Origin of the sequence: Psychrobacter sp. AOP7-A1-24, from assembly GCF_052376235.1 — a bacterium.
Lineage (GTDB): Bacteria > Pseudomonadota > Gammaproteobacteria > Pseudomonadales > Moraxellaceae > Psychrobacter.
The window spans coordinates 1-12,692 of sequence record NZ_JBQSVM010000053.1 but is presented as its reverse complement, the minus strand read 5'-3'; the positions used below and the strand labels follow the sequence as shown (position 1 = coordinate 12,692).

The following is a 12,692-nucleotide window of genomic DNA, read 5'->3' as shown; positions in this document are numbered from 1 at the left end:
TATCAGGAACTATACTAGAACCGAGCAGCCTTTCTTTGAGTCAATCTAATTGGCGAAATATCAGTGATAAGAGACCAAAAATATAATCTCTGTAGGACAGCGTATACATACCAGTATATATGCGATGACCTTCATTGAATTCAAGTCTATTGTATCAGACGTATTTTTCTTTTTAAGTTATTAATTAAAGTCTATCTAACAAAATCACATATACTATTAAAATATTTTGTATAAATAGGTAGTTCCTATTAAACACTCAAGTAGTAAAAATTATTCTCCAATGATTTATAAACCTATAATTATCAGAACCATAAGTAGCTGTTAGTATCAGATAACATATACAGCAGTTCACTTATTCCATATCATCATATAATAATTCTATTTTTTCTAATCTCATTGTATTTACATTAATGGCAATAGGATTATGATGTACGCTTCTTACTGCTCAACCATATTAGTTGAATTAGCAGAAGTATAGTTTTTACCTCTGCAAACCTGTGTAACCATACCCATATAAATTCTTATAAAAATGATATCTGATAACATCATCGGATAAGGAAGCTATTACCTTGACTACTACTCTCGTTCAACCTGTAAACGATACAAAAGATCCTATCGTCAGAGATGATTTGGCATTAGATGCGCCGCAAAAACCCTTGATTATGGGAGGCGGTATCGTAGGTGTAATAGTGCTGGCGTATCTATTAGCCACTCAGCATATCTCTCAATCACTATTGCTTGGCATAGGTCTATTGTTAGGCTATACCCTGTTTCATGCCCGTTTTGGTTTTACGTCTGCCTTTAGACGTATGATGTCCGTGGGTAACGGTCAGGCAATGCGCTCCCATATGTTGATGCTAGCAGTTGCTGTCACGCTGTTTGCACCAATCCTTGCTTATGGCACGACGCTATTTGGCGGTCCTGTCGCAGGTTACGTTGCACCATTAGGGGTCAGTTTGGTCGTAGGCGCATTTGTATTCGGTATCGGTATGCAACTTGGTGGTGGCTGTGCCTCTGGTACGCTCTACGCGGTAGGCGGTGGACGTTCTGTTATGTTCATTACCTTTATTTTCTTCATAGTGGGTGCCACGATTGGTGCTTATCACTTGCCATTCTGGACAGAAGAAATGCCCGCTTATGCGCCTTTCTCTTTGGCAACCTCTACAGGTCTCGGTTATACAGGTGCATGGCTGGTGTCGCTTGCGATATTCGGCGCCATTGCATTGGTAACATTAGTTGTTGAGAAAAAAAGAAACGCACCTAAAATGGCGCCAGTGCCTTCTGATTCTGGCTGGAAACGAATCTTTCGTGGTTCTTGGCCACTATTTGCTGCCGCAATCGTCTTGGCGTTACTTAACGGTCTGACATTACTCACACGTGGGCAACCATGGGGCATTACGTCAGCATTTACATTGTGGGGCTCTAAAATTGCAAGCGGCTTTGGCATGGATGTGGCTAGCTGGGGCTATTGGCAAGGCGCTAATGCAGCAGCGCTTGAAGCTTCTATATTTGCAGATTCGACCACTGTATTGAATATCGGTATCATTATTGGCGCGTTTATCGCCTCTGCTGCAGGTGGTTTGTTCAAGTTTACTAAGATTACTGTAGGTAACTTTGCAGCATCAGTCATTGGCGGATTGATGATGGGATATGGTGCCCGTCTAGCATTTGGTTGTAATATTGGCGCTTACTTTGGTGGTATTGCTTCTTTTAGCTTACATGGCTATATCTGGGGCATATTGGCAATGGCAGGTACGTTCTTGGCACTGTATTTACGTCCTCTATTTGGTTTATCAGTGCCAAAATCTAGCGACTCCGTTTGTTAATACAGACCTTGGGTTAGTAAAAACTTAGCTCTCAAATAAAAAAACAGCAGAATAATCTGCTGTTTTTTTATTGTTTATCACTTTGTTTCCACTACTCATTATTATATAGTCAAAGAAATCTAAAACAGCTACAAGGCAGCCGACCGTAGATTGTACATATAGTACATCTAGGGAGGGTAACACTGTAGCGGTTTAGTAGTTCGCTGACTATAAAGCTGCTAACGACGAACGATAATCAGTGCCATCCGACCTGTGGAAGGTTGCTGCATATGAGTCTGGCGACGATACGAGTAATAGTGTGTATCTGCATAGCTACAGTCGACAGGCAAATTATTCATCACTGTAACCCCATTAGCTTCTAACTGCATGGCAGCAAGCTTCGGTAAATCCAGCTTTATTTTATCATCATGAGACGGTATAGAAAATAGCGACACAAAGTCATCGATATGCGTCTCTGGCAACGTCTGATTGGCTATACACCCAGCCAATAGCTTATCGCGAACGTCTGTGTTTACTTCATAGTTTTCCTGACTGATACACACTCCTATCCAAGCTTGAATAGGGCCTGAATCGGTAAATCGGTTGACAGTTTCTTGTATGACACCGCAGGCCAGTCCTTGCCAGCCTGCATGAATCGCTGCGATTTTGCCACTGGTAGGCTGATATAAAACGACAGGTACACAGTCTGCCGTCATGATTGCTAGACCGCGACCCTTTTGTTGACTGACCATCGCATCAGCAGATACTGGCACCATATTCAGCGTAGTAGTATCGACATCATGAATGTTTTTACCATGAACCTGACTGACCCAATGCAAACGATTGATAGCTGCATGCTGCTCGCTTTGTGCAGACTCATCTACTAGCTGCTCATTAATAGCAGCCAATAGACTCATGCGGTTATCTAACACTTTCGGTGCATTATCATTAACATGGAGGCCTAGATTTAACTCACCGTAATTTGACTGACCCTCAAACCCTATACGCTGGTTTTTGGTAGCAGAATCATCAATATCATCATGCGCAAAAGCAGTCGTCTGAAAAACAGCCACATCATCAATTTGCGCAATCATTGTCATCGGGAACGTATTCATCATGGCTGCTCGATCTAACCTCTCATCTAGTAAACGTTAGCGTTTACTCTTCATAATAACCGTCGCTTAATACTTCCATGAGTTTTTGCATATCTTCAGGTAGTGGCGTCGTGACTTCAATGTCCTCACCTGTCGTCGGATGCACGAACCCTAACGTATAGGCATGCAATGCTTGGCGCGGAAAATTATTAATAGCTTGACGCTGGGCTTCTGTCAATCCAGAGCGCAACTGACGACGCCCACCATAGACACGGTCACCGACTAGTGGATAAGTAACGTGACTTAGATGCACGCGAATTTGATGCGTACGTCCAGTCTCAAGCCCGACATCTAGTAGACAGTAATTTTCGTTTAATGGTGTGACATTTAGCAGATGCGTTACTGCTTCGCGACCGGCAGTCATCACCGTCATCTTAGTACGCTGGTTACGGTGGCGGCCAATCGGCGCGTCAATACGACGATGACGAGATAAGCTTGCCTGATCCCCTGCAACCACACACTTATAATGACGATAAACAGACTTGTCTTTTAGCTGTTCCATCAGTGCCATCTGAGCAGGTTTGGTTTTACCAATCAGTAGCAATCCAGAGGTGTCTTTATCAATACGGTGCACCAGACCTGCACGCGGTAAATGATGCTGCTGAGGGTAATGGTATAGCAATGCATTGACCAAAGTACCGTTTTGATTACCAGCGCCAGGATGAACCACCATACCGACAGGTTTATTGATTACCAATACATCATCATCTTCATAGACGACATCGATATCTATGTTTTCTGGTTGGTCTTCGCCATGCTGCTGTAACGTCGTTGATAGATGCAATACGTCATCTGCTTTGACACGGACTTTTGGCTTTTGGACACTACCGTTATAGAGCAAACTGCCGTCAGTAATCCAGTTCTGGAGTTGTACACGCGAAAAGTCTGAAAATGCTTGTGAGGCGACTTTATCAATACGCAGACCAGCCTGATCTTCTGTGACCACATGCTTCATTTCTACAATCACTGGTACAGCTTGACCCGCTACTGGAGCTTCATCGTCGTCACCGTCCATGTCGCTGTCATCAATATCAATATCATCAATGTCGCTATCTTTCAGATCATTACCATTATCGATGAGCATCTCTTCATTATCAAGAGCATCATTATGCACTTGCTCATTTGTTATTGTTTGACTATCAGGTAGCTCATTATTGTTCAAAACATCATTTGGCATTGGTGACTCTTGTGCTGATGAATCAGTATCTAGCGATTGATTCGGTGATAAATGGGTAGTCATGGCATCATTATTCATAGCGGATTGGTATATTGATACATGGCAAAGTCCCTGACAGTATTCTGTGAGGTGACTTCGAAAATAGTATTATAAAAAATTGTCATTTTTTGATTATGGTTTTTTGCCTACAAATGGCAAATAACAACCTTCAAGGTACAAAAAAGCGGAGACAATACCGCTCTAGTGTATCATGCCGCGCGCATAAGCCCTATAGAAGTGCGTTCTATATATTGATATTTGAGCATAACTTTGGGCGGTAAGACGCATCACTTAACTCTCTAGAACATGACATTGCTGTAATTTACTGTATATTTACTCATGCTAGCGACATTCGATATCGCTCGCAACAGCCGCTCATGTTAAACTGCCTATACAATATAGATGGCGAAAAAATAGACGTAGCAAATGTTATTCTATAAAGTATAGCCATACTTTGCTGTATGCTATGGCACTGTATACGAATGCCGTATTTAGATACAGTATGAAAATAGCACTGGAGTTTGTTGGCCGTATTTGCATTCAAACCGTTTGACTATGGTTAAATGCATGTAGTCTATGACTGGCTTATTATAAAAGCGCTATGTATCAAACCCAATCTATCAGTACAATACGTCATAACAAAAACTGCATTCGATAAAAAATTTTTGCTTGTGGATCGCTGACTATTTAGCGTCATTTTTTATCACTAACCTTTTATATAGCATGATAGCGCTGCTGCTATTATGCGCCTTGTGTCGGAGAAGAAGTATGCAAGCTGTTGGCAATACGTTTATCAAACTGTCCTCAATAACTCTACTAGCGCTTAGCGTCAATCTAGTGGGTTGCCAGACTTTTAAAAACCTAACTGGCGCCGAAGAGGGTGAGGCAATAGAAACAGCTGAAAAATCAGAGCAAGGATATTATAACGAGGCTGTCGACCAGATTGACAAAGGTCATTATATCCAAGGTATTGAAGAGCTGACCAATCTACGTACATTCTACCCGACAGGACAATACGCTGAGCAAGCTTTGCTTGACATGATGTATGCGCAGTACGAAGGCGGCAAATACGAGATGGCGGCGACAAGTGCTGAGCAGTTCATCCGTCTCTACCCGTCTAACCCACAAGTCAGTTACGCCTACTATGTACGCGGCGTCGCCAATATGGAAGGCTCATCTGAGAGCCTAAAACTATTTAAGCTTAACCAAGCTGAGCGTGATACTGCATATTTGCGTATTGCCTTTGCCAATTTCCAAGAACTTATCAATAAATATCCAAATAGCCCTTATGCACCTGATGCTGCTCAGCGTATGACGTTCATCTACAATCAGTTTGCTGAGAGCGAAATGAGCGCAGCCAATTGGTATATCGAGCGTGAAGCGTATGTAGCAGCGGTTAACCGTGCTAAATGGGTTTTCCAGTACTATCCGCTTAGTGAGTCAACGCCAGATGCGCTTGCAGTATTGGCTTATAGCCATGAAAAACTTGGTCTAACCGATTTGGCAAATGAGTACAAAACGCTGTTGCAGATCAACTACCCAGAAATGCTGACCAGCAATGGTAGTGTGAAGTTAAGCACCAAACGTGACCGTACTTGGCTTAATAAAATTACCTTTGGCAAACTTGGTCGTTCGAACACGACTGACAAATCAGTCGCATCTGGCGAGTATAATGGTGCAACCAAGACGCAGATGATTCGTAATGCAGCCCAGTTAAGACTAGCAGGGACAAACACGACGTCTGCCAATACTCCAGTCGCTAACGCCCCAGTAGCAAATAATGCTGCTACGGGAAACGGTGTTAGCTTAGGCTTAGGTCTGCCTGAAGCCTCAGCTGAGCGTGTGACCAGTCAATCAAGCACTGGCTCAACTGCAAGAGAAGCCAACGTCGATCCACAAAACACCAATCCAGTCAGACGTACTACCCTTCCTAACGATGATGTAGATAGTGAATAATTAGACAGTACTAATCGAGTAAAATAACACAGTCTGCTCTATCAATAATAAGGTCAACATTATGTTGGCCTTATTTTTCTAGCAGTATATTATTAGCTTTGCCCCAACATAATCGACCTATGGTAAACTGTTTTTTGTATGAGCATTCCTAACCATATTCTTGACCAATTAAATAGCCAAGCTGACCTGATCAGCATCATTGGCAAACATACGACGCTAAAACGCGCTGGTAGCGAATATAAAGGCTGCTGCCCTTTTCACGGTGAAAAATCGCCTTCTTTTTATGTCAATCCACAAAAAAATATTTACCACTGCTTTGGTTGTAGCGTGGGTGGCAATGCCATCAGCTTTCTGCGTGACTATGAGAATTTAACGTTCATTGAGGCGGTTAATGAACTATCAAAACAAACGGGCATCGAAGTACCAAAAGAAGAACAGCAAAACGTTAGTTATCAACGTCGCGCACCCAAACCTATTACTCCACCTGTACAAAATGTGCCTAGCCCAACGCTAGAACATAGTAGAGTCAATCAAGGCAACATACATAAAGGCAACCATCAAGACAATGGCGCTCAAAGTGCCCAAAATTACATAGACCAGCCAAGTTATGATGATAATCAGGGCTACGAGAATTTTCCGCCATTAGAGGCATATGATTCAGCGGCCTACGCGATGGACGCTTACCCTTCAGAAGCCTATTCATCAGACCATTCAGCGATCCACGCAGATGACAGCGGCGACCCGCCAGCATGGCTAGCCGATACGGATACCAACGCTGGTATGCATGATGCTCATGGTATTGAGCAAAGCGATGATAAAGATGGCAATCTATATGAGCTACTAGAGCAAATTCAGCAGTTTTATCAGAATAACTTGACCACGCATCCTCATGCCAAACATTACTTTTTATCACGCGGTATCACTGAAGATATTTTTGAGACTTTTGGTCTTGGCTACGCACCATTTGGCTGGCAACATCTTGAGCATCAATTCCCACAGGATATTGAGGGACTAAAAGCATTAGGACTGGTACGTCAATCAGAGTCTGGACGTGACTACGATCTATTGCGAGACCGAGTCATCTTTCCAATTCGTGATAACCAAGGTCGTACTATTGGTTTTGGTGGTCGAGCCCTTGATGACGAAGTAAAGCCTAAATATATTAACTCTTCAGACTCACCTGTCTTTCATAAGCAGCATGTACTGTATGGCTATTATGAATCACGTCAGCAGCGCGCCGACAGCTGGCTGGTGGTCGAAGGCTATATGGATGTGATCGCTCTTTATCAAGCAGGTATCTACGGGGCAATTGCCTCAATGGGTACAGCGATTAATGAGAGCCAAATATCACGGTTACTGACACTTAACCCGACACTCACTTTGAGCTTTGATGGGGATAGTGCGGGACAAAAAGCCGCTTGGCGTACGCTCGAAGTGGCTCTGCCTGTATTGGCCGATGACAAAGAGCTGCGGTTTTTAACGCTGCCTAACAATCATGATCCTGATACTTTTATTAAGAGTCAGGGCAGCGATGCCATGCGTGAGCAAATCGCTAATGCCATGCCGCTATCGCAGTATATCTTTGCGTATTTGAGTGAACGTTATGATATGAGTCTGGCTGAAGGCAAAGCCAAGCTTATGTCACAAGTACGCTCGTTGACGACTGCCCTTCCCAAAGGCAGTAGCTTTCGTTATTTGCTCAACAATGACGTTTATCAAAAGCTGGGCGGTAAACGCAGTCAAAATGTCGAGGCCAAAGACGCGCTGCTAGATTTTGATGGTGATATGACCATCAGTCAACAATTGCAGCTTTGCTTTTTGTTTCAGCCGCGCGCGTTAATCGACGACCCTATTGAGTCGATTTGGCAACAGTCAGGATTGACTAACTTAAAGCTACCTGCTCATATTCAGAAAAAGGCCTCTAATGATGCATTACGTGCAATAGCATGGGAAGACTTACAAGACAAGGCTCTACTAGACGTCGTTACTACTATTAAGAGATGCATCAAATATTTACCAACAGATGCTAATGCAGCAGCGCATTTTGTGTTGTCAAATCTCAACTCAGCTAACCAAGCTACTTTAAGTAATAGCTGGGGCGGATTTTATAGAGCATTAACTGCCAGAAATGTCCTCAGCCTTGATGACTTGATAGAAGAATTGGTCAGCTCACTACTCGAACGTAATATAAAGAAAAAGATGAAAGAGTTGATACAAAATCCCGATCATATCAAACAAGCAATTGTGCGCATGCAAGCACAACACTTGAGTAATTGGCTACGCGCACAACACGCCGAACGCTCATCACAGATGGTCACTGTACAGTCTTAATTTTTAATTTCAAATGTTGACCCTTTAAAAGTTTAGCAGCTGCCCCCACTATTAATGATTATGCCCAGTAGCATGAGTCGCTCTAAAATCATTTGACTGATGGCAGATAATCAGTAAAAAATGGTTGATAGCTATTACTAGCTCGTGCTTGACGACTGTGGTCTGTGTTAAACTGTGCCGCTGTATATTGACAGCACTGCTTGGTTAATGATGGTGAGCATGCATCGTTAAGCACAAATTTTAGGTATTATTTTTACGTATCAATTTTTAGATACCATTTTAGGTATTAAATTCTTTTAAGTACTATATTGAAATTGAAGTTTTTTAGCTTTTCTAATTTTTAGCTGTTTTTCAGCATTGTTATTGTAGTGTTTTGAGCCTTTATTCATATCCACTCATTTTTGATATTATTGACAACCTCTACGCCATATTTTGATCAATCGACTGATAAGATCAACGCACCCAGCCAGCGATAGCGAGTCACAATATAAAAATGTCCGATGCAAGTAAGCGAGTATTTATGAACGATAAGTCAGTTTCCAAATCCACATCTCAACTGGCCACCTTAATCCAAATGGGCAAAGAGCAAGGGTATCTTACCTATGCTGAGGTGAATGACCAGCTGCCCGACTCTATTACCGAAAGCGATCAGATCGAAGATATTGTGCAAATGCTGACCGATGTTGGTATCAAAATCTTTGAGGCAGCTCCTGATGCCGACGACATCTTGATGAACGATGACTCAAGTGATGACGATATGGCAGCAGACGAAGCAGCGGCAGTACTTGCCTCTGTTGAAACTGAGCCTGGTCGTACTACTGACCCTGTACGTATGTATATGCGTGAAATGGGTACCGTTGATCTATTGACCCGCGAAGGTGAGATTTACATTGCTAAACGTATCGAAGAAGGTATTCGTGATGTGCAGCATGCCATGTCTTACTGGCCTGGTACTGTACAGTTTGTTCTTGATGAATATCAAAAAGTACAAGATGGCGAAAAAAAGCTGTCTGATGTCATCACTGGTTTCTTAGATCCTGAAACCGAAGAAGACAAAATTGCTGCCCAAGAAGCAAAAGAGGCAGCAAGAGAAGAACGTGAACGTCTTAAAGAAGAAAAAGAAAACCCTCCGGTTGTCAAAGCAAAAGTCAATGCTAAAGCAGCGCTTGAAGATGACGACGAAGATGACGACGCAGACGATGTTGAAGAAGAAGCTGAAGAAGAAACCAGCGGTCTCGATCCAGAAGAAGTTCGTTTACGTCTAGAAGAAATCGAACATTTATTTATCAAAGCTAAGCAAGCATTGCTAGACTATGGTCGTGGTAGTGTACAAGCGGATACAGCGTATGCCCTACTTGCTGAACGCTTTATGATGCTAAAGTTAAACAACCGCTTGTCAGACCAAGTTATGGCTATCATGCATGATGTCTATGATGACGTACGTAAGCAAGAGCGCCAAATCATGCGTTTGGTAATTCGCCGTGGTCGTATGCCGCGTGAAGAGTTCCGTAAGACTTTCCCAAGCAACGAAACCAACGTGGATTGGTTGATTGAACGTATCAAAGGCAAGCCTGCATTTGCTGGTACGCTAGAAAAAGTTACTGACGACGTTATCTTATTACAACGTCGTATCCGTGATTATGAGCAGCAGCTCGACATGAAAATCCACGATATGAAAGATGTGGCACGTCGTATGGCTGTCGGTGAAGCAAAAGCGCGCCGCGCGAAAAAAGAAATGGTTGAAGCTAACCTACGTCTGGTTATCTCTATCGCCAAAAAATATACCAACCGTGGCCTACAGTTCTTGGATCTAATCCAAGAAGGTAACATCGGTCTGATGAAAGCGGTTGATAAGTTTGAATATCGCCGTGGTTATAAATTCTCAACCTATGCAACATGGTGGATTCGTCAGGCGATCACCCGTTCTATCGCTGACCAAGCGCGCACCATTCGTATCCCTGTCCATATGATTGAGACAATCAATAAGATAAACCGTGTCTCACGTCAGTTGCTACAAGAAATGGGGCGCGAGCCAACGCCTGAGGAATTAGGCGAACGCTTAGAAATGGACGAAGTCAAGGTCCGTAAAGTGCTTAAGATTGCCAAAGAGCCAATCTCTATGGAAACCCCTATCGGTGATGATGAAGACTCGCACCTAGGTGATTTTATCGAAGATGGTACGATCTCAAGCCCTGTCGATGATGCAACGTCTGCTGGCCTTCAAGAAGCCACTCGCGACGTACTCGGCAACCTGACTGAGCGTGAAGCACGTGTACTGAAGATGCGTTTCGGTATCGATATGCCAACAGACCATACGTTGGAAGAAGTCGGTAAGCAGTTTGATGTGACGCGTGAGCGTATCCGTCAGATCGAAGCAAAAGCATTGCGTAAGTTGCGTCATCCATCACGTTCTGAGCACCTACGTTCTTTCCTTGAAAATGACTAAATCTGGAAGAAGCTATTGGGTCTAGATATTAAGCTGCAAATAATTGTTATTAATAAAAAAGCTGAGTCCATCTCAGCTTTTTTTGTGCTTGCTTTTTAATCCTAAAATTTATTAATCACATCTTTTTCTAATTACAAAGCTTCTTAAGCATAAAGCTTTCTAGCCATAAAATCCCTTGAGCCAAAAGCTTTTTGTTCAATGTGCTCCCTGTTTTCTTTACCTTCTCTCATTTAATACTATTTAACTATAGATAGGATCCTTTTCTCAAAAACTACTTTGTAGTTGACACTATCAACCTTATTCTATATAGTTGCTTCAATCAACTATATCTAAGAGTTTTTATGTCTAATAATTCATTGAGCGAAACACTACATCAGTTAATGCATACCTATACCAACTTGCTGCTAGAAGGCATTCGCCAACAGGGTGTTGAGTTGTCCGTGACCAATATCAGAACCTTAAAAGGCGTCTGCTATAACCCAAATAGTACTGCGCTATCTATCTCTAAACACATGCAGCGAGACAAAGCGCAAATCACCCGTGCCTTAAATGACCTTTTGGCGGCTGAGCTAATCTTGAAGACAGATAATCCACTTGATGGTCGCAGCCAATTACTACAGCTGACCCCTAAAGGTGAAGAAGTTATGACAAAGCTTGATGCAGCAGAAGAGTGGACAAGACAGCAATTAACAAAAGATTTGAGCCTCGTAGAGCTTGCGCTGTTTTTCCGTGTCAGTCGCACCATGATAGACAACGTTAGCAACAGCAAGACTACCGATAAATAAATAAGGACAGATCCATATGAATAACACAACAAATCAAAAACCATTACGCGAAATTATGACCGTTGCTCACAAACAAATGATTACTCCGCACTACATCCGTATATACCTCACAGGCCAAGCAGATACTATTGCCAATATTGCGACCATGACTGTTGGCGCAAACAATAAAGTGCTTATCCCTGTCAATAAAGCTCAGTCAATTGACCTAAATGACAATACTACTTTCGTTGTCCGCACTTATACTCATCGCGGCGCTGATATAGCAAAGCAACAGATCTGGATTGATTTTGTCGCTCATGGTGACGAGGCACCCGCTTCAGGCTGGGCCACTCATGCTGAAGTTGGCGACGAGATTGGTATCTTAATGAAGCCTAAAACCAAAGCCCTTTGTCCTAATGCAGATAACTTTCTACTGATTGGCGATGCCACAGCGATACCAGTGCTCGGCTCAATACTAGAAACCTTGCCTGCCAGTTCGACTGGACAATGCATCATCGAAGTACACGGTGCAGAAGATGAACAAGAGCTGTCGACAGCAGCCAATATCACCATGACATGGTTACATAACCCAGATCCAATGCAAGGCAGCCAATTAATCGACATAGTAAAATCTCTCGATTTACCAACTGCAGAGCAGAGCCGTTTTGCTTATATCGCTAGCGAATTCTCATCTGTCAAAGCCCTTCGTCATTACCTAAAAGTCGAGCAACAGTGGTCTAAGGATGAGTTATATGCCTTTTCTTATTGGAAAGCAGGTGTTGCAGAAGACCAGTCTGTAAGCGATCGACAGGCAGAAAAAAACACCGACTAACTAATCGCTCTTTATGATGATAGGAAAATAACTATGATGGCAAATTCCGAAACTCTGCTTATTGATGACGTTAAGAATGATGGCACTAAAAAAACACCGTTGCTCTACAAAGTGTTATTAATACTTGCCTTAATGACTGTCATAGGTGGTTTCTTAACAGGTGTTATGACCTATATGAATGTCGGATA

The 12,692-nt window shown here is 42.7% G+C and carries 8 protein-coding genes; 6 read left to right on the top strand and 2 right to left on the bottom strand.

Annotation, left to right across the window (positions count from 1 at the left end; translation table 11 throughout):
• Positions 1-569 precede the first annotated feature (569 nt).
• Entirely contained in the window at positions 570-1,826 is a 1,257-nt protein-coding gene (locus ACT3QQ_RS12655) for a YeeE/YedE family protein (protein WP_444528262.1), read from the top strand.
• 218 nt (positions 1,827-2,044) lie between these two features.
• On the opposite strand, the gene ACT3QQ_RS12650 is transcribed toward ACT3QQ_RS12655, so the two are convergent.
• Together ACT3QQ_RS12650 and ACT3QQ_RS12645 are read right to left on the bottom strand one after the other, a co-directional pair.
• A complete protein-coding gene (locus ACT3QQ_RS12650) occupies positions 2,045-2,923 on the bottom strand; it encodes a polyphenol oxidase family protein (protein ID WP_444528261.1) in 879 nt (292 codons plus the stop codon).
• A gap of 40 nt (positions 2,924-2,963) precedes the next feature.
• The gene (locus ACT3QQ_RS12645) at positions 2,964-4,199 is read right to left on the bottom strand and encodes an RluA family pseudouridine synthase (RefSeq protein ID WP_444528260.1); all 1,236 of its coding nucleotides are present in this window, start codon (positions 4,197-4,199) and stop codon (positions 2,964-2,966) included.
• A gap of 744 nt (positions 4,200-4,943) precedes the next feature.
• On the opposite strand from ACT3QQ_RS12645, the gene ACT3QQ_RS12640 reads away from it, so the two are divergent.
• The 5 genes from ACT3QQ_RS12640 to ACT3QQ_RS12620 all read left to right on the top strand — a co-directional run bounded on the left by ACT3QQ_RS12640 (position 4,944) and on the right by ACT3QQ_RS12620 (position 12,504).
• Complete coding sequence (locus ACT3QQ_RS12640; protein ID WP_444522018.1) at positions 4,944-6,131, top strand: outer membrane protein assembly factor BamD; 1,188 nt, start codon at positions 4,944-4,946, stop codon at positions 6,129-6,131.
• A 138-nt stretch (positions 6,132-6,269) separates the two neighbouring features.
• The gene (locus tag ACT3QQ_RS12635; protein ID WP_444528259.1) at positions 6,270-8,462 is read left to right on the top strand and encodes a DNA primase; all 2,193 of its coding nucleotides are present in this window, start codon (positions 6,270-6,272) and stop codon (positions 8,460-8,462) included.
• 520 nt (positions 8,463-8,982) lie between these two features.
• Positions 8,983-10,908 carry an RNA polymerase sigma factor RpoD gene (gene rpoD, locus ACT3QQ_RS12630; protein WP_444522016.1) on the top strand — a complete coding sequence of 642 codons (1,926 nt, stop codon included), beginning with the start codon at positions 8,983-8,985 and terminating at the stop codon, positions 10,906-10,908.
• A 341-nt stretch (positions 10,909-11,249) separates the two neighbouring features.
• A complete protein-coding gene (locus ACT3QQ_RS12625) occupies positions 11,250-11,693 on the top strand; it encodes a MarR family winged helix-turn-helix transcriptional regulator (RefSeq protein WP_444519678.1) in 444 nt (147 codons plus the stop codon).
• A gap of 16 nt (positions 11,694-11,709) precedes the next feature.
• Positions 11,710-12,504 carry a siderophore-interacting protein gene (locus ACT3QQ_RS12620; protein WP_444528258.1) on the top strand — a complete coding sequence of 265 codons (795 nt, stop codon included), beginning with the start codon at positions 11,710-11,712 and terminating at the stop codon, positions 12,502-12,504.
• The last annotated feature ends 188 nt before the right edge of the window (positions 12,505-12,692 follow it).